The organism is Kribbella pittospori (genome assembly GCF_004331465.1).
Classification (GTDB): domain Bacteria; phylum Actinomycetota; class Actinomycetes; order Propionibacteriales; family Kribbellaceae; genus Kribbella; species Kribbella pittospori.
This window is the reverse complement of the sequence record NZ_SJKB01000004.1, coordinates 440,090-464,593: the sequence shown is the minus strand read 5'-3', so window position 1 is coordinate 464,593 and position 24,504 is coordinate 440,090. Positions and strand designations below refer to the sequence as shown.

Annotated in this window: 18 protein-coding genes; 14 read left to right on the top strand and 4 right to left on the bottom strand. The window is 67.5% G+C overall.

The window, feature by feature from the left end; all coding sequences use genetic code 11:
* The first annotated feature begins 22 nt into the window (after positions 1-22).
* A complete protein-coding gene (locus tag E0H73_RS15765) occupies positions 23-1,069 on the top strand; it encodes a TRM11 family SAM-dependent methyltransferase (RefSeq protein WP_131355962.1) in 1,047 nt (348 codons plus the stop codon).
* Here the strand turns inward: E0H73_RS15765 and E0H73_RS15760 are convergent.
* The 4 genes from E0H73_RS15760 to E0H73_RS15745 are packed head-to-tail and all read right to left on the bottom strand — an operon-like array spanning position 1,056 to position 8,144.
* Positions 1,056-3,812 carry a glycosyl hydrolase family 95 catalytic domain-containing protein gene (locus tag E0H73_RS15760; RefSeq protein ID WP_131355959.1) on the bottom strand — a complete coding sequence of 919 codons (2,757 nt, stop codon included), beginning with the start codon at positions 3,810-3,812 and terminating at the stop codon, positions 1,056-1,058. The genes E0H73_RS15765 and E0H73_RS15760 overlap by 14 nt on opposite strands.
* Positions 3,813-3,842: 30 nt before the next feature.
* Positions 3,843-6,272: a glycoside hydrolase family 95 protein gene (locus E0H73_RS15755; RefSeq protein WP_131355955.1), complete on the bottom strand. Its 2,430-nt coding sequence runs from the start codon at positions 6,270-6,272 to the stop codon at positions 3,843-3,845.
* On the bottom strand, positions 6,269-7,033 hold the full coding sequence (locus E0H73_RS15750; protein WP_131355952.1) for an amidohydrolase family protein: 765 nt from the start codon (positions 7,031-7,033) through the stop codon (positions 6,269-6,271). Before E0H73_RS15750 ends, E0H73_RS15755 begins: the two co-directional genes overlap by 4 nt.
* A complete protein-coding gene (locus tag E0H73_RS15745; protein WP_131355949.1) occupies positions 7,026-8,144 on the bottom strand; it encodes a GntR family transcriptional regulator in 1,119 nt (372 codons plus the stop codon). Before E0H73_RS15745 ends, E0H73_RS15750 begins: the two co-directional genes overlap by 8 nt.
* 176 nt (positions 8,145-8,320) lie before the next feature.
* On the opposite strand from E0H73_RS15745, the gene E0H73_RS15740 reads away from it, so the two are divergent.
* From E0H73_RS15740 to E0H73_RS15680, 13 genes are read left to right on the top strand one after another with little or no spacing between them, the layout of a single operon-like run.
* On the top strand, positions 8,321-9,589 hold the full coding sequence (locus E0H73_RS15740) for an ABC transporter substrate-binding protein (RefSeq protein ID WP_131355946.1): 1,269 nt from the start codon (positions 8,321-8,323) through the stop codon (positions 9,587-9,589).
* Positions 9,590-9,606: 17 nt separating this feature from the next.
* Positions 9,607-10,455: a carbohydrate ABC transporter permease gene (locus tag E0H73_RS15735; RefSeq protein ID WP_131355942.1), complete on the top strand. Its 849-nt coding sequence runs from the start codon at positions 9,607-9,609 to the stop codon at positions 10,453-10,455.
* On the top strand, positions 10,452-11,330 hold the full coding sequence (locus E0H73_RS15730; protein WP_131355939.1) for a carbohydrate ABC transporter permease: 879 nt from the start codon (positions 10,452-10,454) through the stop codon (positions 11,328-11,330). The genes E0H73_RS15735 and E0H73_RS15730 overlap by 4 nt, the downstream gene beginning before the upstream one ends.
* On the top strand, positions 11,327-13,240 hold the full coding sequence (locus E0H73_RS15725) for a DUF8034 domain-containing protein (RefSeq protein WP_131355936.1): 1,914 nt from the start codon (positions 11,327-11,329) through the stop codon (positions 13,238-13,240). The genes E0H73_RS15730 and E0H73_RS15725 overlap by 4 nt, the downstream gene beginning before the upstream one ends.
* Positions 13,241-13,252: 12 nt before the next feature.
* The gene (locus E0H73_RS15720; protein ID WP_131355933.1) at positions 13,253-14,047 is read left to right on the top strand and encodes an RraA family protein; all 795 of its coding nucleotides are present in this window, start codon (positions 13,253-13,255) and stop codon (positions 14,045-14,047) included.
* A 26-nt stretch (positions 14,048-14,073) separates the two neighbouring features.
* The gene (locus E0H73_RS15715) at positions 14,074-15,933 is read left to right on the top strand and encodes a right-handed parallel beta-helix repeat-containing protein (protein ID WP_131355930.1); all 1,860 of its coding nucleotides are present in this window, start codon (positions 14,074-14,076) and stop codon (positions 15,931-15,933) included.
* A gap of 6 nt (positions 15,934-15,939) precedes the next feature.
* The gene (locus E0H73_RS15710) at positions 15,940-17,805 is read left to right on the top strand and encodes a right-handed parallel beta-helix repeat-containing protein (RefSeq protein ID WP_131355927.1); all 1,866 of its coding nucleotides are present in this window, start codon (positions 15,940-15,942) and stop codon (positions 17,803-17,805) included.
* Positions 17,806-17,810: 5 nt separating this feature from the next.
* Positions 17,811-19,643: a right-handed parallel beta-helix repeat-containing protein gene (locus tag E0H73_RS15705; protein WP_165555691.1), complete on the top strand. Its 1,833-nt coding sequence runs from the start codon at positions 17,811-17,813 to the stop codon at positions 19,641-19,643.
* Positions 19,644-19,659: 16 nt separating this feature from the next.
* Positions 19,660-20,406, top strand: coding sequence for an SDR family NAD(P)-dependent oxidoreductase (locus E0H73_RS15700; protein ID WP_165555690.1), 747 nt, complete (start codon positions 19,660-19,662; stop codon positions 20,404-20,406).
* Positions 20,403-21,590, top strand: a complete 1,188-nt coding sequence (locus E0H73_RS15695) for a CaiB/BaiF CoA transferase family protein (protein WP_202867402.1) — start codon at positions 20,403-20,405, stop codon at positions 21,588-21,590. The genes E0H73_RS15700 and E0H73_RS15695 overlap by 4 nt, the downstream gene beginning before the upstream one ends.
* Positions 21,587-22,681 (top strand): carbohydrate ABC transporter substrate-binding protein, encoded by a 1,095-nt coding sequence (locus E0H73_RS15690; protein WP_131355916.1) that lies wholly within the window; start codon positions 21,587-21,589, stop codon positions 22,679-22,681. The genes E0H73_RS15695 and E0H73_RS15690 overlap by 4 nt, the downstream gene beginning before the upstream one ends.
* Entirely contained in the window at positions 22,674-23,447 is a 774-nt protein-coding gene (locus tag E0H73_RS15685) for an enoyl-CoA hydratase/isomerase family protein (RefSeq protein ID WP_131355913.1), read from the top strand. Before E0H73_RS15690 ends, E0H73_RS15685 begins: the two co-directional genes overlap by 8 nt.
* Before the next feature lie 3 nt (positions 23,448-23,450).
* On the top strand, positions 23,451-24,389 hold the full coding sequence (locus E0H73_RS15680) for an MBL fold metallo-hydrolase (RefSeq protein ID WP_131355910.1): 939 nt from the start codon (positions 23,451-23,453) through the stop codon (positions 24,387-24,389).
* Positions 24,390-24,504 lie beyond the last annotated feature (115 nt).

The following is a 24,504-nucleotide window of genomic DNA, read 5'->3' as shown; positions in this document are numbered from 1 at the left end:
ACCGCTGACCGGGAGACCCTTCATGCGATCTGCGCGTACAGTCGCGGCAGAATCGATCACCCAAACCCTCCGCACCGGTTCACAGCGGGTCGTACTCGTGCGAACCGTCACGGGCCTGGAGCAACTAGCGGCCGAGGAACTGGCCGCTGCGAGCCACCGCGTGATCGACCTGTCCAAGCGACAACTCATCGTCGAGCCCGCCGCGGCGACGATCATCACCACCCCACCACGCCTCGCCGACGACCTGTTCGTCGTCCAGGCCGCCGTGCCCGATCCGGGGCGTACCAAGCAGGATCTGGCAGCGGCCGTCACCGAAGCCTGCGTCCAGTTGAACGATGCAGGAGACTTCGCGGTGACCGCGTCGTCCCTCGGCCGGCGCAACTACAACCGGTTCGACATCGAAGACCTGGTTGGCCGCCTCATCCAGGAGCGGTCCGGCGCCAGGTACCACTCGCGCCGCACCGGCGAGGCTCCGCCGGTCGACCGGACGGAGTGGCGGGTCATCCTCGACGGCAAGACGCTGTGGATCGGCGTCCGGCCGTACGACGTCCCGCTGCACCGCCGCGTCTGGCGCCGGCAGACTGTCACCGGCAGCCTGCATCCGCCGGTGGCCGCCGCGATGGCCCGACTGGCACGCATCGCTGAGGGATACAGAGTCCTTGATCCGTTCTGCGGTGCAGGAACCCTGCTTCTCGAAGCACAGGCCATCGAGCCGGCAGCGACGTACGTCGGGATCGACCAGGAGCCGATCGCCGTCGCGGCCGCGCGGATGAATTCGCCGCGCGACTCGTCCATCGTCTGGAGCACCGGCGACGCGGCGCGACTGGACGGTCCGGTGGATCGCATCCTCACGAATCCACCCTGGGACGTCCGGCTGGGGATCGGCAGCTTCACGCCGTACCTGGCCCAATGGCGCGGGATCCTGCAGCCGGACGGGCTCGTGGTCGCGATCCTCAACCACCAACAGGCGGCCAACATGATCGGGGATGCCGCCTGGCGGGTCAGTGACGTGTACGACGTCGCTGTCGCCGGGCAGCATCCCCGGATCGTAGTGGCTAGCGCGGGGTGACGAAGGTGATGTAGGTCGAGTTGCCCTTGTCAACAATCCCGGAGTTGGCACCGAGCGCCAACTGTCCGGCTGGTACGTCGCGCTTGAACAGGATGAGCCGTTGGTCGGTCGTGCCAACGGTCTCGCCGGTCCGAGTGAACGAGCTGAGCCATCCCGGCCACCAGACGCCCTCGCCCCGCGGGTCGAAGGCGACGTACACGGTGGCCGGCTGGCTCAGCTCCAGCGTGATGTAGTCCGATGGACCGGTCGCCTTCGAGTCATCGTTGGCGCCCGGTACCAACGCCTGCCCAGCCAACTGCGCCGGCAGATCGGTGATCGTGTAGCTGCGATCCACATAGATCGGCGCGCCCGCCTGAGCCTTCACGAGGTTCGACAACTTCTCCGGCGTCCGCACACTCACCAGATCGCTGTCCAGCGGCGGCTCACTCACAGGTACGCCGAGCATCCGGTTGCCGACTGTCTTCACCGCGGTGGCCGGCGTACCGGTCAACGGCACGAACCGGAACGACGACAGCGGCACAGCCACCCGCTCCACGACGTACGACGCATGCGCCGCCACCGGGACCGTCACAACGTCAGCAGTCGTCGGCGCCACCACAGCCCGGCCGTGATCATCGATCACCCGCGCCTGCTGACCCGGCCACGGGTTGCGCACCCGAAGCGTGTCCTTGCTCCCGGCCTCGATCCCGACCAGGTTCGGTACGCCGCCGTGCACCTCGGTGCTGATCCGGTGACCACCCTCGATCTGCACCGACCCGGACACGTCCCAGTCACTCGGCCACGCCGGCGCGACGTCGACGACACCGTCGTACGACTGGACCAAAGCCTCCTGCAGACCGGTGGTCACGACCCCGCCCCACTCGTTGTAGAAGCTGTGGTTCCGGACCGCTTCCTGACCAGGCCGGTGGACGGTGAAACCGTTCGGGTAGATCTGGAAGTCCGCGATCCCCTTCAACAGCAGCCGTTTCACCTCATCGGACTGCCCAAGACGCGCGGCCCACGTGGCGTCCATCCCCCAGTCCTTGTCCTGCGGGTAGACCCGTTGCCGGTACGTCGCCTGCATCAGGCTAGAGGTCTCGTCGAACAGACCCCACGGCCACAGCGCCTCCATCTCCGGGTTCTGCGTGTTGTGCGCTTCTTCATCAGTGCCGGACCACGCGAGCACTTCCTCGCCACCACGCTGCACGGTCCGGAACGACGGCAGCTTGCCGACCGCCTCGCGCAGCTGACCGGCGAACGCGTCATCACCTCGCGCCGAGGCGAGGTCGGCGACGATCGGGAAGATGACCCGCATCCCGGCGAGGTCCGGTGTGGGGTCGTTGGTGTCCCACTGCACCTCGAGTGCGTTGACGTGCTCGAGATGCAGGTAGCCGTCCTCACCAGGTGTCAGCGCCGACAGGTAGAAGTCCGCGACCTCCCGCATCAACGGGTAGCTGCCGTTGAGCAGCGCCCGGTCGCCGGTGTAGCGGTACTGCTGCCAGATGTTGTTCACCAGCTCGGCCCCACTGCTCAGGATGCGGGTCGTGTAGTTCGGCTCGGACGTGTTGTCACAGCCGTCCGCAGTCCCGTCGTACCGCAGGAACTCGGGCACGCAGATCCCGCGGGCACCGGTCCAGTGGGTGGCCGTCCACTCCTTCATCGCCGCGGCCTGGTCGAGATAGAAGTCGAAGTACGGCGCGTTGAGATCGCCGATGCCCGCACCGAGATTCGCGGACACGAGCATGCGCAGGTTGAAGTGCCAGTACGCGTCCTGATCCCAGTCGGCCTGGTCCTGGGACGAGGAGAACATCCGGACTACCGCACCATGGGTGCTCGGCACCGGGCCACGCATCGACGCGGCCATCGTGTAGAGCTGCAGCGTGCGGAGGTTCTCGACGTACTCGCCGGTGCCGTCGGCGGACGTGATCCGCATCGGCGCCGCCTTTGCCCAGAAGTCATGCCACCAGGCGAGATGGTTGCTGTGGGCCTCGACCACCGCATGGCGAGCGGCAGTCGTTACATCGCCACCCTTGTACGACGGTACGCCGACGACGAGCCGGAAGCTGCCGTCACGATTGGGCCGGAAGGTGAGCCGGACAGTCAGCGGATCAACGACGGACGCGGACACGTCCCGCGCCCGCGCGGTCAACGCGGCAACCGCACCGGTGACACCTCCGGATGCCTCGTCTTTGAAGGTCTCCGCCAGTGCTGCGACCGCACCGGCCGCGCTCGTGGTTGGCGTACGACCCGGCCAGAGTTTGAGATCAGCGGTCTGGGTCTTGCCAGGATCGGCGCCGGTGACCTCGAGCACGAACTGGTCGGCATCGGCGCGCACGTACGAACGGGCCGACATCCCGCCACCGCTCTGCACGAGTTGGCCGTCGTACAACGCCAGCCGGCCCTTGTAGTCGGATGCGCGCATCAACGGATCGAGACCGGGTACGACGAGCCGGCCGGCGGACTTGAGATCGGGGAAGGTGTCGACCCGGTTGAGCTGGGCGCTGAAGCCCTTCTCGGCCCAGACCGCGGCGCCGAGGACGCCGTTGCCGAGCGGCATGGCCTGGTACGCACGCCAGGCCGGTCCTTCCTGGACGAGATCGGATCGGCCGACGAGACCGGCCGGATCAGTGCGCAGGGCGCCGTCGTGCCAGGCGGTGGTCGGGCTGGGTTCGGTCTGGGGGATCGGGCCGGCCGCGGCGAGCGAACCGGCGCTGGTGGCGAGCAGGGTGATGAGCATGGGCAGGGTCCATCGACCAACAGGCATGCTGGAACCTTTCGGGGCGGTGGCGACAGGTCAGGGGCGCGGCTCGACGAAGTAGTCGACGCCCCGCCGGGTGCGGAACTCGACCACGCCGTCCTCAGGTCGCGCGAAGGCGACCGGACCGGCGCTGGACTTCACGTCGACCTGTACGCCGGTGCGCAGCCGCAGCCGGTTGCCCAGCAGCGAATGAATGCGAGCCCGGGTGAGCTTGCCCTCGGACCAGGACAGATCCAGATCGAAGCCGCCGCGGGCTCGCAGACCCTGGATCCGTCCATTCGCAAAGGCGGCAGGCAGGCAGGGAAGGAGAGCGACCTCGCCGGAGTGGCTCTGCATGAGCATCTCGGTGATACCCGAGATACCGCCGAAGTTGCCGTCGATCTGGAACGGCGGATGCAGGTCGAACAGGTTCGGCGCGGTGCGTCCGGGAGCGAGAAGTTGGGTGAGGTGCTTGTACGCGTTGTCCTCTTCGAGTAGTCGGGCGCGCAGATTCAGTTTCCAGGCGAGCGACCACCCGGCCGTGACCGCAGGACCACGCAGCTCCAGCGACTTGCGGGCCGCGTCGGCGAGTTCCGGCGTACGGCGTGGAGTGACCTGGTCGCTCGGGAAGACGGCCCACAAGTGCGAGACATGTCGACTCGTCTCCATCGCGGCCTCCTCCCAGTCGATCAGCCACTCCTGGATCTGGCCGAGGTAGCCGATCTGGATCGGCGCCAGCCGGGACCGTGTTTCTGCCACCTGCGCAGCCATCGCCGAGTCCTCGCCGAGCAGCGCGGCCGCCTGTCCGAACACCTTGAACAGGTCGTGCAGGATCTCGGTGTCCATCGTCGGGCCCGCGCACATGCTCACGCCGACGTTGTCGTAGTCGTGGTGCTTCAGCTCGGGTGAGTGCGACGGACTGGTCACCAGCCAGCCCGTCTTCGCGTCGGTCTGCAACTGGTCCAGGAAGAACTCCACCGATCCGCGCAGCACCGGGTAGTACTGCCGCAGCATCTCCAGGTCGCCGGTGTACTCGTACCGCTCCCAGAACAACAGCGACAACCACGCGCCACCGGTCGGCCAGACACCGTAGAACGCGAAGTCGACCGGAGCCGTACCCCGCCAGCCATCGGTGTTGTGGTGCGCGACCCAGCCAGGAGCGTCGTACATCGTTGCGGCGGTCCGCGCCCCGGACTCGGCGAGCTCGGAGATCATCTGGAAGAGCGGATCCCAGCACTCCGCGAGGTTGGCCGGACCTGCCGGCCAGTAGTTCATCTCGCAGTTGATGTTCAGCGTGAACTTCGACTGCCACTCCGGCAGCATCTTGTAGCTCCAGATGCCTTGCAGGTTGGCCGGTTGCCCGGGACTGCGTGAGCTGGAGATCAGCAGATACCGGCCGAACTGGTAGTACAGCGCGGCCAGTTGCGGGTCCCCGCCGTCGCGGAACGCCTGCACCCGTTGGTCGGTCGGCAGCGCGACCGCGTCCGACGTACCGAGATCGATGTCGAGGCGACCGAACAACCGGCGATAGTCCTCGACATGGTCGTGCCGCAGCCGCCCGTACGCCGGGCGCTCGTTGGGCAACGGTGCTACGGCGCGCGCCACTTGGTCGGCGCTGACGTCCTGGTAGTTGCGGTAGCTGGTGCCGACCGAGAACACGAGCGTGACAGCGTCCGCGCCGGCGACCGAGAGCTTGCCTTCGGCAACAGCCAGCGTGCCGCCCTCGGTGAAGCCGCGGAGGAGGGCGCAGAACTTGACCGAGCCGGTCAGGCCTTCAGCGTCGCCACTGATGCCGTTGAGGGCCAACGTGCGGTCGTCGAAGCGGTCCGAGGTGGCGGCCTGCTCGGTGCTGAAGGTCGCGTCGAAGGTGAGTGTGGCGCGCGTGTCCGCCGTCAAGCGCATCACCAGGAGCTGCGCCGGATGACTGACGAAGACCTCGCGCGTGTAGCGGATGCCGGCGTGGACGTAACTGACGGAGGTGATCGCGGTGGTCAGATCAAGTTCTCGCCGGTACGACGAGATACCGGCGTCGGTGATGCCCGGGAAGGTCAGCGTCAGGTTGCCGACGGGCTGGTACTGCATCTGCTCGGTCGGGCGGCCCATGAAGTGCTCGTCGGCCAGGTTCTGCGCGTCGAGGTACTGCTCCTCGGCGATCAGCCGGCGGATCTCCGGCAGTACCTCGCGCCCGACCGGGTCGTCGTACTGGTGCGGGCCGCCGGCCCAGATCGAGTCCTCGTTGAGCTGCAGCTGTTCGGTCGCGGTCCCGCCGTACACCATCGCGCCGAGCCGGCCGTTGCCGACGGCAAGTGCTTGCAGCCATTCGGTGGCGGGCTGGATGTACCAGAGCGTCAGCGGATTGGTGTCGCTGCCAGGAGCCGGCGGAGCGGCAGCGGCGGTGAGTGGATCGGTGAGTGAGCCGGCGACGACAGCGGTGCCGGCCGCGGCGCCGGCGGTCCGCAGGACCTGGCGTCGGGTGTATTCGGTCATGGGGCGGTCTCCCTGGGGCGGTAGGTGCGCTGGGCGGTGCCGCGGAACACGTCGTTGTGCGTGGCGGAGGGGAGCAGATCAGCGGTACGGCGGACAACCTCGGAACGACCGGCCGACAGCGTGGACACGGGCCAGTCCGAACCGAACATCAACCGGTCGCTGCCGAAGAGATCGAGGGCCACGTCGACGAGCTCGGCGAGGTCGTCGGGCGGCAGGTGGGCGGTGCCGGAGAGCTTCACGGTCACGTTCGGCGCGGCGGCGAGGGCCTTCATCCCGGTGCGCCAGGTGGTGTCGGCGGTCTGCGGGTTGCCGAGGTGGTCAAGCACCAGGCGTGCGTCGGGCACCGCTTCGGCGAGGCGTGCGGCGCCGATCAGGGCGGGTGGTCGAAGCAGGAGGTCGATGGCGAGGCCGGCAGCGGTGGCGGCCCGTACGCCGCGCACGTGCGCGGGATCAATCAGTACGTCGGGGTCGGTCTGGTCAACGGGCGGACTGCGGATGCCGACGAGCCGTGGGTCCTCGGGGAAGTACTCCGGAGGATCCAGCAGGTCGAACCAGCCGACGACCCCGAGAACCGACGGGGTGCGGGCAGCCAGGTCGAGAAGGTCGGTGACTTCCAGGGGATCCGCATCGGCCTGGACCAGTACGACGTCATCATCGGACAGGTCGTCGAGCGTGAAGTCACGACGGAGAGGATGACCTGGAGGCAGCCACGGCAGTTTGCGTCGTTCGATGTCCCAGACGTGGACGTGAGCGTCAATCATGGCGGCCCGCGGGTCTGGTGATCGAGCTCTCGCCGCGGGCGTGGGCGGAGAAGAGGCGGGCGGAGTCCTCGGGGTCGGTGCCGGACAGCACCTCGATCAGATCGAGGTGCCGCCGTGCCATCAGGCCCCAGTCGCCGGCGTACATGGCGTTGGAGACCACCTGCAGGTTCCACAGCGCGGGCTCGAGGGTGCGCCAGACGCGGAGCAGCATCGAGTTGCCGCTGGTCGCGAGGACCTGGCGGTGGAAGCGCAGGTCGGCCTCCCGGAACGCACCGATGTCGTGGTGGTCGGCGGCGTCGGTCATCCGCTGCACCTCGATCCGCAGCAGGTCCAGCTCCGCCTGCGGGACGTTCCCGGTCGCACGCCGGGCGGCCGCGCTCTCCAGCAGCACCCGGACCTCGCGCGCCTCGCGGGCCTCGACCTGCGAGATCTCGGTGACGAAGTTCCCCAGCCGCGGCCGGTACGTCACCAGTCCCTCGTGGGCGAGGCGCCGTACCGCTTCCCGGGCGGGTGTCTGGCTGGTGCCGAGGACGCGGGCGATCTCGGACTCGACCACGCGCATGCCGGGCGCGAGTTCGCCGGACAGGATCCAGCCGCGGATCGCCTCGTAGACACGATCGGACAGCAGTTCGTTCTCACTCGACGGCGGGGGAGCGGGTTGCGTCGCGTGCAACGCCAGCCCGCCGCCGCCGGTGCGATGCCGGTGCAGTTCCTCCCGGCGACGGCGCGAGACGGTCGACTGCGAGACGCCGTACGTCGCCGCGATCTCGCGCGTCGACGGCAGGTGTCCGGAATCGGCCATCGATGTTGGCGCCATCGCGCCGAGCTGGATCCGGTCGACCATCCGGGGCCGGCCGCTGCGCATGCCGTCGTCGAGACCGGCCATCCCCATCCGCAGGAACCGCCGCCGCCACTTGCCGACCGTTCCCGGCGTGACCGCGAGCAGGTCCGCGACGTCCTTGTTCGACTCACCCTCCGCGCAGGCGAGCACGATCCGGCTGCGCAGGCGCATCGCTGCGCTGGTCTGCGGACCCGAGGCAAGATGGGTCAGCGCGGCCCGCTCGGCTGACGACAGAGTCAGCGGCGACTTGGGTCTTCCGGCATCGGGCATGGCTGCATGGTGACCCGGCTCACGTCGTTCTGTCGACCCTATATGGCACTGACTTCTGACTCAGAACGTCCAGTTTGCCGTTTATACGTTGACACTTGAGCGCGCTCCTCTGCATCGTCACTCGATAACGACGCCCGGCCGCCCCCGACGCCGGGTTGATCTGAGGAGGACCCGGAATGTCTCGTTCGGTGCGGCGGAAGCTCGGTCTGCTGACGTCAGTCGTGATCCTGGTGGGCGCGGCGGGCTGTGGTGGTGGCGGGTTCGACGATGAAGGTTCGGCCGGTGCCGCCACCGGCGAGGTGCGGATGCTGGTGAACATCACGCCCAACCTGACCAAGGGGTACTGGGAGGGACTGGTCAAGCCGTTCGAGGACGCGAACCCCGGCGTCGACGTGAAGATCGAGGCGCCGACCGGCTCGGGCGTGAAGGATTCGCTGCCGCAGCTGCTCGCGGCCGGAAACGCTCCGGACGTGGTCGAGACGCTGATGGCCGACAAGGTTCTCGCGCCGCAGATGCTCGAGCTGACCGACCAGGCCTGGACCAAGGACACCCCGTTGGCGCAGCAGGCCGCGCTGGACGGCAAGGTCTACACCGTCGGCGTCGGCCAGCAGGCGCAGTCGCTGGTCTTCTACAACAAGGACGCGTTCACCAAGGCCGGCATCGCCGCGCCGCCCAAGGACCTCGACGCGCTGACCGCCGCGATGGGCAAGCTGAAGGCGGCGGGCTACCTGCCGCTGCAGACGGCCGGTGACTACGTGACCGGGTTGCAGTTGCTGCAGCTCAGCGACCCGTCGATCGCCACCAAGCACCCGGACTGGTACCAGCAGGTCGGCTCCAAGCAGCTCGGCGTCGGCCAGAGCATGCTGCCGCTGCTGCAGCGCTACGAGTCCTGGATCAAGAGCGGGTACGTCGACAAGAACGCGCTCGGCCTCGACGACGTGAACGCGCAGACCAACTTCCTCACCGGCAAGTCCGCGATGTACGTCATGGGCAGCTGGTTCGTCCGGACCGCGGAGAGCCAGAAACCCACCTTCGACCTGGGCGTGTTCGCCGCCCCGACCGAGGCCGGACAGCCGTACCCGGGACCGCAGGGCGTGACCATGGCCGCGCCGTACATGGTGCTGAAGTCGACCAAGCAGCGCGACCTGTCCGTGAAGCTGGTCCAGTTCCTGGTCACCGACCAAGCCGCCGTACAGAGTCAGCTCGCGCAGGACGGCAACTTCCGCAAGGGCTTCACCGACAAGCTGACGCCGCTCGGCAAGCAGGTGCAGGACATCCTGGACCAGGCGCCGAAGGGTGTCGCCCAGGGCGAGGGGTACGGCGCCAACACGCTGCCGTCGGGGTTCAACGGCGAATGGAACAAGGCGGTCCAGAGCCTCTACACCGGCAAGAGCGCGAAGGACGTGGCGACCCGCATCGACAGGTGGATGGGGTCGAAGTCGTGAGAGCGCGACTGACCACGATGAGTATGGTCGGTCCCGCCCTGGTGCTGTTCGTCGTCATGCTCGTCGTCCCGGTCTGTCTCTCGGTCTATCTGAGCTTGACCGACTGGAACGGGTACAGCGCGAACCCGGTGGTGGTCGGCCTGCGTAACTACCTCGACCTCGCGAAGAGCGAGGAGGCGCTCCGGGCCGGTTGGGTCACGCTGGTGATCGCCGCGGTCGGAACGGTCCTCCTGAGCGTGCTGGGTCTCGGCTTCGCCCTGCTGGTGAACGGTGCGTCCCGGCTCAACTCGCTCTTCCGCGTCGTCCTCTTCTATCCCCACGTGCTCAGTGCCTTGGTCGTCGGCTTCCTGTGGAGCGCGGTCCTCGGTACGTCGGGTGTCGTGAACGGCTGGCTCACCACCAAGGGCGCTGAGGTGTTGCCGTTCTTGTCCAATCCGCACTGGGCGCTCGCGAGTCTGATCGGCGTACTGGTGTGGGCCGGGTTCGGCGTGAACGTCGTGCTCTACCTCGCCGGCCTGCAGACCGTGTCGAAGGATCTGCTCGAGTCCGCCCGGATCGACGGGGCGTCGGCGCGGCAGACCTTCCGCAACGTCACGCTGCCGGCGCTCGCGCCGGTGGTCACCGTGAACCTCGTGCTGTCGCTGGTCACGCTGCTGAAGACGTACGACCTGGTCGTGTCGCTGACCGGCGGCGGACCGGCCGGTTCGACGCAGACGGCGGCGTACCTGATTCTGTGGGACTCCTTCCACAACAACGCGCTCGGGTTCGGGTCGGCGCAGAGCGTCGTACTGATGATCGTCACCGCCGGACTCGCCCTGACGGTCGCGCGGCTGCGATCCAGAGCGGATCAGGGAGTGAAAGGATGAGCGCCATTCGCATGCCTCGAGTGGCGACAGTGCAGTTCAAGCCGCTGCGCACCAAGGGCGCCGGCCGGATCGCGTTCCTGATCGTGACCAGTGTGCTGATGCTGGTGCCGATGTACCTGCTCGTGGTCAGCGCGTTCAAGTCGCAGCAGGACATCCTGGCCCACCCCTTCTCGTTGTCGCCCGACCAACTGACGACGCAGTACCTGCAGAAGGCCTGGACGAACCCGGACTTCAACATCCTCAAGGGGTACGCCGTCACCGCGCTGTTCGTGGTCTCGGTGAACGTCCTGTCCGTCGCGCTGGCCGGCCCGGTGTCGTACGTGATCGCGCGCCGCAGTGAACGCCGCTACCGCATGCTCCTGCTGCTGTTCGTGGCCGGCACGTTCATCCCGAGCCAGGTGCTGGTCATCCCGGTCGTCTACACGCTGAAGTTCCTCGGGCTGATGGGGACCATCCCGGGCTTCGTGCTGTTCGAGACGACACTGACCCTGCCGTTCTCGATCTTCCTGTACGCCGGCTACATCATGACGATCCCGGCCAGCCTGGATGAAGCGGCCGCCGTCGACGGAGCCGGCCAGCACCGGATCTTCTGGTCGATCGTGTTCCCGCTGATGAAGCCGGCCGTGGTGACGATGGTCATCCTGAACACCTTCTCGGTGTGGAACGACTTCGTGAACCCGCAGATCATCCTCGGCCCGGGCAGCGGTCTCTACACGGTCACCACCGGTGTGTACGCCGCGGTGAGCCAGTACTCGACCGACTACACGGTCGTCTTCCCGACGCTGCTGCTCGCGGTGGCCCCGTTGCTGGTGGTCTTCGTGCTGCTGCAGCGGCACGTGATCAGCGGCCTGACTGCGGGGGCGACCAAGGGATGACCGAACCGATTGTTGCCGAGACTCCGATCGGCACCCCGCCCGCGTGGGCGATCATGCAGCGCCGCCTGTTCGACGTGATGGACGAGGGCTGGTGGCTGTTCCGCGAACGGTACTGCCTGCCCGACGGCAGCCTCCGGTACGCCGGACCCGTGCAGAGCCGCGACGGTGCGGACGACTTCTACGAAGCGTTCGTGAACTGGCCCGTGCTCTACCAGCTCGGCGGTGCGGACGACCTGATCGACGTCGCCAAGTGGCACTGGGAAGGCGTCACCCGCCAGCTCACCGACCTGGGCTTCCTGGTCGACGAGTTCGAGCGCGGGTACGACTGGTTCCACATCGGCGAGTCGATGATCTTCTTCTACGCCTTGTGTGCGGCCGATCCGGGCGACGAGGTGTTCCGCGAACGGGCGTACCGGTTCGCGGAGCTCTACCTCCCCGGTTCACCGGCGGGCAACTACGACCCGGCGACGCGCACGATCCGCGCACCGCACAACGGCGGTGGTGGTCCGCGCTGGGGTATCAACGACGAGTGGCGGACGTACGGCGCCGACCTGACGAACATGCGCATCTTCGGGCTGCCGCTGGCCGGCGTACCGGGGATCACCAGCTGGGACGACCTGAAGGATCCGGCGAACGCGGACCTGATGGGCGCGGAGATGATCCGGCGTCAGGGTGCCGGCGACAGCGCGGTCAACCTCGCGGCGACCACTCTGACCGCGAACGCCTGGCTCTACGATCACAACGATCGCTTCGCCGCGTGGACGCTGGAGTACCTCGACGCCTGGCAGGAAAGGGCCGCAGCCAACGACGGGCTGGTCCCCGACAACGTCGGGCCGAGCGGGATCGTCGGCGAGTTGCACGACGGCCGCTGGTACGGCGCCAACTACGGCTGGAACTGGCCGCACGGTGTCTACAGCGTCGGCTCGGCCGCGTGCATCGCAGCACTGAACGGCGCTGTGCTGACCGGGGACTCCACGCGGCTCGACATCGCCAGGAACCTGCTCGACCACCTGTACGAGCGCGGCATCACGGGCGCGGTCGACGAGACCGAGCTGAGTATCCGCGACCGCTGGCAGGCCGAGCTCGGCGACGACTGCGCCAAGCCGACTCTGCTGATCCCGAATCGGCATGGAGACGACGGCTGGTTCGACTACCAGCCGCCGCAGCTCGGGTTGCCGATCTGGTTGTGGCAGGCCGGGTTCGAGTCCTCGGACCGCGATCGGCTCCGGCAACTGAGGGAACGCAGCGGCTATGACTGGCGAACCGTCCGTGACTTCCGCAACAAGGAGGACGCCGGGCACGAAGCACCCTGGCTGGCCTACCTCGCCGGGGACAACCCCGGCTATCCAGAGGCGATGCTGGGCGTCGCGCTGTCGCAGGTGCAACGCCGGATGGATCTGATGGCGGTGGACACCACCGATCCGGCCGACCTGAACATCCATCACTGGCAGCGGCACAACCCGGTCGCGACCGAAGCCCTGCTGCAGTTGACCACCGGCACACCGCAGCTCCTGTACAACGGTGGACTGCTGCCGCTTCGGGTCCTGTACCTCGATCCCGACCGTGGACGGCCTGGTCTGCCGGCCGACGTCGCCGCACTGGTCGACACGGTCGAGCCGGACCGGACCTGCCTGCAGTTGGTCAACCTGTCCGCGACTCAGACCCGCCGCGTGATCGTCCAGGCCGGGAGCTTCGGCACCGACCGGATCGACGAGGCCACCGTGTCCACCGCGACGGGCGCGTACCCCGGACCGTCCCCGGCGTACACCTCACCGCCGCCGACGCCGGGCACCCGCACGGTCGTTGTCGACAGCAACAGACTCGAAGTGACGATGCCGCCGGGCCGGACCATTCGGCTCGAGCTGCGGCTGACCAGAAACACCTACCGCGCCGCACACCTGGCGCTTTGACTGAGGAGATATATGAGCAGCACGGAACAAGCCCCGGTGGCACCGGTCTGGGACCTGCCGGTGCGCGGCGACACCCCGCCGCCATCGGATCCCGGCCTGGTGTCCCGGCTGGCCGAGATCGGGTCGGCGACCGCCTGTGCCCGGTTGCACGGCCAGGGCATCCGCCGGACCTTCGTCGACGGACCGACCAGCATGTTCCCCGGCAAGAAGGCGGTCGGCCGGGCGCTGACCCTGCAGTTCATGCCGCAGCGGGAGGACATCGCCGACGGTCAGACGCAGGAGTACATCGAGCGCAGCACGGCGCTGTGGGCCGTGCTCGACGAGGTACAGCCCGGCGACGTGCTGGTGGTCCAGGCCTACGGCAGCCACACCACCGGCTGCTTCGGCGACATGCTGGTCCGCTATTTCAAGCTCCGTGGCGGGGCCGGCATCGTGATCGACGGCCGGATCCGCGACGTACCCCGGGTGTCGCAGCTCGACGTACCGATCTGGTCCACCGGAGCCACCCCGCACTACGCGTCCCAGGCCGAACTGTTCCCGTGGGCGTACAACGTCCCGGTCGCGGTCGGTGGCGTCCTCACGCTGCCCGGTGACCTGGTGCTCGCCGACGACGACGGCGCGGTCGTCGTCCCGCGGCGGCGCGCGGAGGCCGTCGTCCAGGCGGCCGCCGAGCACGACGCGTGGGAGAAGTTCAGCCGGGCCCGGATCGACGAGGGCGCCCCGCTGCGCGACTACTACCCCCTGACCGAGAAGACCCGCCTCGAGTACGAGCGCTGGCGTAGCCAGAACGGCAACGCCGGCGACTGACCCTCCGAGAGAGGACCCCGCCCAACATGTCCAACAGAACCAGGCGTACGGCGCTCAGCGTCGGCGCCGGGGTGGTCGCTGCCGCCCTGGTGACGGTCGCAGCCGTGCAGCTCAACGCCCAGCCCGCCGGCGCGGCCCGGTGCGACAGCTTCTATGTCGCACCCAACGGCAACGACGCCACCAAGGGCACCGAGAAGAACCCGTGGAAGACGATCACCCGGGCTCGCGACGAGATCCGGACCAAGCACCTCAACGACCGGATGAACTGTGACATCACCGTCAACCTGAAGGCCGGCGAGTACCCGGTCACCTCCACCATCGGGTTCGACCAGCGCGACTCCGGCAAGAACGGGCACCGGGTGATCTACCGCAGTGCTGACGGCCCGGGCAAGGCAACGATTCAAGGTGCCGAGGAGATCACCGGCTGGGAGCCGTACAAGGACGGCATCTACAAGGCCAAGGTGGATGCGTCGAAGCCGTTCTACACGCTCTTCGAGGACGGGAAGCGGGCCACCAACGCCCGCTACCCGAACCGCGGCAGCGACGACCAGTGGTCGCCGTACCTGCGGTCGGTCCTGTTCGAAGAGGACAAGATGGACGTGCACAACTGGCTGTGGGGCAATCCCGGTGACTGGGATCCCAGCTGGGACATGAGCCAGGCGTCGGTGACGATCTGGTCGGGCGGCTCGTGGTCGTGGTTCACCGACACGATCCCGCTGCTCGACACGAACTTCAAGAAGACGCAGACGACGCTGAAGTACTGGACCCGTTACGCGATGGTCAACAGCAACGGCGGATCGCGGTACTTCTTCCAGAACTCGCTGAGCTTCCTGGACCAGCCGGGGGAGTACTACCTCGACGCCAAGGCCGGTGAGGTCTACTACAAGCCGCGCGGCGGCACGATGGACGGCATCAAGGTGCTGCGGCCCACCGTCAAGACGGTCCTGAACCTCGCGGGTACGTCGCCGCAGGACCGCCTGCACGACGTCAGCTTCGACGGGCTCGGGGTCCAGTACTCCGACTTCGTCAGCTGGTACCGCAACGGCTGGGTGGCCGGCGGCGACGCCGGGGTCGAGCACAAGTACCCGGAGTACGACCGGCAGATCGAGCTGCCGCGGAACCGGTTCGGCGCGATCACACTCACCAACACGAGCAACATCGACCTGTCCCGGCTCCACCTGTCCGACGCGGGCTTCACCGGCGTCTACCTGTTGTTCGCCAACGATCACACCAAGATCACCGACAGCCTGCTGGAGAACATCGGCGCCGACGGCATCAAGGTCGAGGGCGGCTGGCCGGGCGAAGGTGACCTGAGCAACCATCACACGATCTCGAACACCTTCATCGACCACATCGGCGAGCTGGTGCCGGGCGACGCGGCCGGGATCGAGTTGATGGACACCGGCAACAACACCATTTCGAACATCGAGGTCAAGCACAGCGCCCGCTACGGCATCAGCCTGGAGTCGCGGCCGGAGGTCACCGACGGCGATCAGTACGCGTCCGGCAACAGCTTCAAGTACATCCGGTTGGAGCAGACCGGCCTGGACAGCGGCGACATGGGCTCGTTCTACACGTACGGCGTGGACAACCAGGAACCGCATCCGGTCACGAACACCGTCGACCAGCTCGTCATCGGCGACGTCATCCCCGATCCGTCGATGCCGGACGCGGGTGGCACGCGCGGCGTCCACATGGACGCCGGTGGTTGCGGATTTGCCTTCAGCAACGTTCAGGTCGGGAAGGTGACCGACCAGAAGTACCAGTCCTACCAGTGCAACGACGTGACCAACGCCGACTGGGCCGACGGGTTCGACGCCTCGAAGATGGAGTACGACAAGATCGGCGTCCTGCCCACCTTCCCCTACGACGTGTCGGGCCGGTGAGCTGAGATGCGTGGATTCATCGGTGGAGTGATCGCCGGGCTCGCCCTTCCGGCGCTCGTCTTCGGCAGCGGCCTGGCGGCGCGAGCCGCCGGCCCGGCCGCGGGGCCGGGCAAGTGCGACGCGTTCTGGATCTCGCCGACCGGCGACGACGCCGCGCCGGGGAACGAACGCAAGCCGTGGCGCTCGATCGAGCATGCTCGCGACACCATCCGGGCGCGCGGGCTGAACCAGCGGATGTCCTGCGACCTGGTCGTCAATCTGAAGGCCGGCACCTACCAGGTGGCCAAGACGATCGGATTCGACGACCGTGACTCGGGATCGAACGGGCACAAGGTCGTGTACCGGAGCGTGGACGGTCCGGGGAAGGCGGAGCTCGAGGCGGCGCAGGAGGTGACCGGCTGGACGCCGTACAAGGACGGCATCTTCAAGGCCAAGGTCGACATCGACCAGCCGTTCTACACCCTGTACGTCGACGGCGAGCGGGCCACCACGGCCCGGTACCCGAACCGGCAGGCCGATGACGCATGGGCGCCGTACCTGAAGTCGGTCCTGATCGAGCCGGAGAAGGAGGCACTGCGGGACCAGGTCGGCTACACCGAGGGTGACTGGAACGAGACCTGGAACCTGAACAGCTACACCGACTGGCCGGCGCAGCTGATGATCTGGTCGGGCGGCTCGTGGAGCTGGTTCACCGACACGGTGCCGATCAAGAACGCGGACTGGAAGGACAACAAGGTCATCCTGGACTACTGGACCCGGTACGCGATGATGAACTCCCGGTCCGGGTCGCGGTACTTCGTCCAGAACTCGCTGGATCTGCTCGACGCCGAGGACGAGTACTACCTCGACTGGGCGAACAAGGAGCTGTACTACAAGCCCCGCGGCGGCACGATGGACGCCAAGCGGGTCCTGCGCCCGACGCAGACCCAGGTGCTGTCGCTGGCCGGGGTCTCGCCCGCGCGCCGGCTGCACGACATCGCGTTCGACGGACTCGGGATCGCGGCCACCGACTTCATGCAGTGGTACCGATCCGGCTGGATCAGCGCCGGAGATTCGGGCCAGAAGCACAAGTACCCCGAGTACGACCGCCAGATCGAGATGACCCGCAACCGTTTCGGTGCGGTCACCCTGACCAACACCCGCAACGTCGACCTGACCGGGCTGCACGTGCGCGACACCGGCTACCACGGTGTCTACCTGCTGACGGCCAACGACCACGTGACGATCGCCGACACCCTGCTGGAGAACATCGGCGGCGACGGCGTCAAGGTCGAAGGCCCGTACCCGGGCGAGGGCGACGTCGCGAACCACAACACGTTCACCAACCTCTACATCGACCACATCGGTGAGCTGGTCCCGGGCGACGCGGCCGGGATCGAGCTGATGAACACCGGCGGCAACAAGGTCTCGCACGTCGTGGTGAAACACAGCGCGCGGTACGGCATCAGCCTGGAGGGCCGGCCCGAGGTGACCGACGGCGAGGGCTACGCGCTGGACAACGAGTTCTCCTACATCCGGCTGGAGCAAACCGGTCTGGACAGCGGTGACATGGGCGCGTTCTACACCTACGGCGTCGACAACCAGGAGCCGCACCCGGTCCGGAACACGGTGAAGCAGATGGTGATCACCGACGTGATCCCGGATGCCTCGATGCCGGACAGCGGCACCCGGGGCGTGCACATGGACGCCGGCGGCTGCGGTTTCAGCTTCAGCGACGTCGAGGTCGGGCAGGTGACCGACGACAAGTACCAGTCGTACCAATGCAACGAGGTGACCAACGCCAACTGGGCGGCGGGCTTCGACACCGGCCGGATGGAGTACGACAAGATCGGCGTCCTGCCCTCCTTCCCGTACGACGTGGCGGGGCGGTGAGCCGGATGAGATTGGTCGGTGGTTTGGTCATCGGTCTCGCTCTCGCCGTCGTCGGTGCGGGTTCCGCGCTCGGTGCGGCTCCGAAGGGATCGGCCAGGTGCGAGTCGTTCTGGGTTTCACCGACCGGGAGTGATGCTGCCGCGGGGAGCGAGCGGAAGCCTTGGAAGACGGTCGAGCATGCACGCGACGCCGTCCGTTCCAAGAAGCCGGTCCTCACCTGTGCTCCGGTGGTGAACCTCAAAGCAGGGACGTACCAGGTCGACAAGGCGATCACCTTCGACGACCGGGATTCCGGGGTGGCGTACCGGAGTGTGGACGGGCCGGGGAAGGCCGTGTTCGAGGGTGCCCGGGAGGTCACCGGGTGGACGCCGTACAAGGACGGCATCTTCAAGGCGCCTGTTGATGTCAACCAGCCGTTCTACAGCCTGTACGCCGAGGGGAAGCGCGCCACCACCGCGCGGTACCCGAACCGGCAGGCGGATGACGCCTGGGCGCCGTACAACCGGTCGATCCTGTTCGACTCGACCAAGGAGGCGGTGCGCGACCAGCTCGGATTCACCACCGGTGACATCGACCCGTCGTGGGACCTGCGGCTCGGGACCGACTGGCCGGCGCAGGTGACGGTGTGGTCGGGCGGGTCGTGGTCGTGGTTCACCGACACGATCCCGATGCTCGACATCAACTTCACCAAGAAGCGCACCACGCTCGTCTATCCGGCACGCTACGGATTCATCAACTCCGGCGGCGGTTCGCGGTACTTCGTGCAGAACTCGCTCAGCCTGCTGGACCAGGCCGGTGAGTACTACCTGGACTACCCGAACAAGACGCTGTACTACAAGCCGGCCGGCGGCACGATGGACGGTGTCACGGTGATGCGGCCGACGGTGACGCAGGTCTTCTCGGTCGCCGGTGCGTCCGCGAGCCGGCGCGTGGAGAACCTGACGCTGGACGGGCTGACCATCCAGCACACCGACTTCATGGAGTGGTACCGGTACGGCTGGAACCAGACCGGCGACTCCGGGTTCAAGCGCAAGTACCCGAAGTACGACACCCAGATCGAGCTGCCGCGGAACCGGTGGGGCGCGATCACGCTCACCAACACCCGGGGCGTCAAGCTGACCCGGATGCACCTGCAGCAGACCGGATTCACCGCGATCGAACTGCTGTTCGCGAACGAGAAGACCACGGTGTCGGACAGTCTGCTCGAGCACCTCGGCAACGACGGCATCAAGGTCGAGGGCGGTTGGCCGGGCGAGGGTGACGTTGCCCACGGCAACACGTTCACCAACAACTACATCCATCACATCGGCGAGCTCGTCCCGGGCGACTCGGCCGGCGTCGAGATCATGAACAGCGGCGACAACGAGATCAGTCACACCGTCGTCGAGCACGGTGCCCGGTACGGCATCAGCATCGAGTCGCGTCCGGAGATTCCGAACGCGGACAACTACGCCGGCGGCAACACCGTCCACCACGTGCGGCTGTCGCACCTGGCGCAGGACAGCGGTGACACCGGTCCGTTCTACGCGTACGGCGTTCGCAATCAGCCGCCGTACACGCCGGACGCGGCGGTGTCCCAGATGATCATCGACGACGCGAACGCGGATCCGTCGATGCCGGACAGCAAGCCGTACGGCGTGCACATGGACTTCGGCGGCTGTGCCTTCGCGTTCTCCGACATCAAGGTGACCGACACCGAGAGCGACCCGTACCACGGGCCGTCGGCGGGACCGTGCGACACATTCGCCAATGTCAGTTGGGAGCCCGGGTTCGACGACTCCCGGATGCAGTACGACCAGATCGGCGTACTGCCTTCCTTCCCCTACGAGAAGCCCTGAGGTTCCCGGATTACTTATGGACAAGGAACGGTTTGTGGGCAAGGTCGCGCTGATCACCGGAGGTGCCTCCGGGATCGGCGCGGCCACCGCCCGCCGGATCGCTGCCGAGGGCGGCACCGTGATCGTGTGCGACCGAAACGGCGAGGCTGCGGCTGCGTTGGGCACCGAGCTGGGCGGTCGCGGGTACGAGTTGGATGTCACGGACCTCACTGGGACAGCCGAGCTGGTCGCATCGCTTGATGCTGTTCACGTCCTGGTCAGTGCGGCCGGGGTCGACGTGTGCGACACCGTGCCGAACACGTCTCCGGACGAGTGGCAGACGATCCTCGATGTCGATCTGACCGGCGTCTACAACTCCTGCCGCGCCGTCCTGCCTCGCTTCGTCGAGCAGGGCGGTGGGGCGATCGTGACGATCTCCTCGGCGATCGGCACGGTCGGAGAGCGCAATCGGTCGGCGTACTGCGCGGCGAAGGCCGGCGTGGAGAACCTGACCCGCGCGATGGCGCTCGACCACGGCCGGGCGGGCGTGCGCGCGAACTGCGTGGCACCCGGTCTGATCGACACGCCGCTGATCCGCAACGGCAAGGTCAGCGGCGCGGACGATCCCGGCGCGATGCAGGCGATGGTCGACCGGCATCACGCGCTCGGCCGGATCGGGCAGCCGTCGGAGGTCGCGGCCGCGATCGCTTTCCTCGCCAGCGACGACGCGTCGTTCATCACCGGTGCCGTCCTGCCGGTCGACGCGGGATGGACCGCCCAGTGAGCATCCTCGACGGCTACCGCGTCCTCGACGTATCGGTGGCGATGGCCGGACCGCTGGCGGCGATGCGGCTCGGCGACCTGGGCGCGGACGTCGTCAAGGTCGAGCCGGTGACGGGCGAATGGCAACGGCATACCGCTGCCGGTGGCGCGACCGGGAACGAGGTCAACGCGTCGTTCCTGTCGCTGAACCGGAACAAGCGCAGCCTCGCAGTCGACCTGAAGTCTCCTGACGGCCGGGAGTTGGTTCATGAGCTGGTGAAGTCGGCCGACGTGTTCCTGCAGAACTACCGCCCGGGTGTCGCTACCCGGCTCGGCCTGGACTACGAGACTTTGCGCGCGCTGAAACCCGACCTGATCTATGTGTCGATCTCGGGGTACGGCGAGACCGGTCCGTACGCCGATTGGCCGGGACAGGACCTGCTGGTCCAGGCGATGAGCGGTGCGTTGTTCAGTGCCGGTCGTCCGGACGAGCCGCCGGTCGCCGCGCCGTACTTCCTTGCCGATGCGGTCACGGCGTACAGCGCCTTTGAAGGCGTGCTCGCCGCGTTGCTGCATCGCGAACGCACTGGTGAAGGTCAGCTCGTGCAGGTGAACATGCTCGACGCGGTGATCGCTCTGCAGATGCAGGAACTGTCCGTGCACACGGTCGGCGGCATTCCACAGACGAGGTCCGAGGAGGTGCACGCGCACAGCTACATTCGTGCGCCGTACGGCATCTTCACGACCGCCGACGGTTATCTCTCGCTGGCGTTCGCCAACTTGCCGGTGCTGGCCGAGGTGCTCGACGCGCCGCAGCTGGCCGGGCTGGATGCGGAGCGGGACGGCTTCGCCCGGCGCGACGAGATCGCCGCGGCCGTGTCGAACGCGTTGCGGCGGGAATCGACCGACCACTGGTTGCACAAGCTGCGCGAGCGCGGTGTCTGGTGTGGGCCGGTGCTGTCGTACGCCGACGTACGCACGGATCCGCAGGTGCTGCACAACGGGTCCTTCGTCACGTACGAGCACCCGACCGAGGGTGCGGTGACGACGCCGGGGTTCCCGTATCGGTTCAGCCGGACGCCTGCGGAGGTACGACGTCCGGCGCCGCTCGTCGGTGAGCACACCGATGAGCTGCTCGCCGAGCTGGGGCTGTCGTCGGAACAACGGCAGGCGTTGCTCCAGCAAGGCGCGGTGGTCTCGCCGTGACCGTGCAGTTGCGCGGGCTGACGTGGGACCACCCACGTGGTTACCGGCCGTTGGAGGCGTTCGAGGAGTCCGGCGTAGAGGTGGTGTGGGATCGGCAGCCGTTGTCCGGGTTCGAGTCCACGCCGTTGGCGGAGCTGGCCGAGCAGTACGACCTGCTCGTGGTCGATCATCCCGGGTTGGGAGCGGCTGTCGAGGCGGAAGCGATCCTGCCGGTGGAGGACGTGTTCGCGGCGCGGGATCTCAAGGTGTGGCGGTCGCGGGCGGTCGAGCCGACGTGGGACAGCTATCGGCTGAACGGGTACGGCTGGGCACTACCGATCGACGCGGCGACGCAGACCTGTCTGTATCGGCCGGACCGGGTGACAGAGCCGCCGGCGACCTGGTCCGACGTGCTGGAGCTGCCGGGCGTCGTGCTGTGTGTCGCCGGGCCGCATGCCGGGTTGATGTTGCTCGGACTCGCCGGCGATCGGACCGGTGCTCGGCTGCTCGATCGGGATCGAGCGGTCGAGGCGATCCGGGTGCTGCGCGCTGTCTGGCAGCGGAGTGATCGGAGTGTGGCGGAGCTCGATCCGATCGGGATCCACGAGCTGCTTGCTGAGAGCAACGAGTTGGTGTGCTGTCCGCTGGTGTACAGCTACGCGTACTACGGCGCGGTGGGGGAGGACCGGCAGCCGCTGGCGTGGTCGGCCGCACCGCGGTTGCGACCGGCGGACCGGCTGGCCAACAGCACGCTGGGTGGGACTGGATTGGCTGTGACTCCGCGGGCGTACCGACAGGTCCTGGCGGTGACGAAGTACGTGCGCGGGTTGCTGGATGTCGGGACTCAGCTGGATGTCGTGTCGACGGTCGGCGGGCAGTCGGCGACCGCGGCCGTGTGGGCGTCCGACGTGGTGGACAAGGCGTGGAACGGGCACTACTCGGCCACGCTCGGCACGCTCACGACGTCGTACATCCGGCCTCGGTTCGACGGATGGATCGCCTTCCAGGACGAACTGTCGGAGCGCGTGCGGGAGTTGCTGGACGATGCGCAGGATCCGGGGGCTGCGGTCGACCGGATCGAGGACGACTACCGGAGCGTGAGTCATGGATGACGGCCGGATCGGTTTCGAGCAGGACGGGTACGTCGGGCTGCTCACGCTCGACCGGCCGGCCAAACTGAACGCGGCAACCCGTTCGATGAGCACAGAACTGCTCGAGCTGATCCCGAGGATCGACGACGATCCCTCGATCCGGGCCGTGGTGGTCACAGGTGCGGGCGACCGCGCCTTCTCCGTCGGCAGCGACATCGGCGAACTCGACCGGTATGACGGTCCCTGGCACTTCCGGAACCGCCGCGACTACTGCGATGCCTTACGCGCCCTGCGTACGCCGGTGATCGCGGCAATCAACGGCTATGCGTACGGCGGCGGCCTGGAGCTGGCGCTGTCCTGTGACATCCGGCTGGCGTCGTCGACGGCGAGCTTCGCCGCGGCCGAGATCAAGCTCGGGTGGATCGGTGGTGGCGGGGTGACGGCCCTGCTTGCGGCGTCGGTGCCGGCCAGTGATGCGGCGATGATGCTGCTCACCGGTGATCCGATCGACGCCGCGGAGGCGTTGCGGATCGGGCTGGTCAGCCAGGTGCTGCCCGCCTCCGAGGTGTTGCCTGCCGCAACCGAGTTGGCGCACCGGATCGCCGCGCGGCCACCGATCGCGGCCCAGGCGGCCAAGGCGAACCTGCGGGCCGCGTGGTCGATGGGACTCGAACAGGCCATCCAGTACGAGCGGGAGCTGCAGGCCGTTGCTCTCGGCACCCGCGACGCAGCCGAAGGCCGGGCGGCCTTTGCGGAGCGTCGTACCGGCGACTTCGAAGGACGGTGAACTGTGCCCGTTGAGATCGCACCGGCAATCCATCGGTTGGCGACGGACTACCCACATGTCTGCGGGTTGCCGTTGTGGCTGCATGTGATCGACGCGGGCTCGGAGCTCGTGCTGCTCGACGCAGGGATTTCCTCCACGCCTGAGGCCGCGACGGCACCCGAATTGGCTGGACTGGGGCTCGGGCTGGCCGACTTGACCCTTGTCGTCAACAGTCATGCACATCCCGATCACATGGGTGGGAACGCCGTACTCAAGAGGGCGAGTGGTGCGCGGGTGGCTGCTCCGGCGGCTGAGGTGGGTTGGCTGGAGGACAACGAGCTGTTGCTGACTGAGCTTTGGGGTTCGGATCCGGCCGCCATGGACTTGTCGTCGGCCGAACGCTCGGAGCTGCTCGAGATGCTGGACGAGCGCGTTCGGGTCGACGTACTGCTGCGCGACGGCGATTACCTTCCGCTTGATCGCTCACTCCGCGTCATGACGACGAGCGGGCACAGCCCGGGCCACATCGCCGTACTGGATGAATCGTCCCGGACTCTGTTCTCTTTCGACGATGTGCAAGGTCGCGGTCAGCCTTACCTGGACAGCTCCACCTGGCTGGCGCCGCTCTACACCGACGTCGATCGGTACGTCGGCGGGCTGAATCGCCTGCTGGAGCTGGACTTCGACGCCCTCGTTCCGTCACATGGCGACGTACTGGACTCGGATGCCGGCCGCAAGCGCATCACCGAGAGCCTGGAGTGGGTGGCTGAGGTCGAAGCGCTCACGGTGGAACTCCTGCGGGCCAAGGGTTCGCTCACCGTCCGTGAACTGGCTACGGCCATCGGCACCGATCTCGGCAGCTATGGAGGCATCAACCTCCAGACGGTCCGGATGGCACGCGCCCACCTGGAACACCTGGCCCGGCAGGGCGACATCGAACCCCGCTGGCATCGCCGCGGCTGAACCGCGGCTGAACCGCGGCTGAATCGCATCGGGCCGGCCGGATTCGCGGATGACTCTCCGGCTGAAGCTGCGCCACTCCCCAAAACACGACAACATCGAACAGGGGGGAACGGAA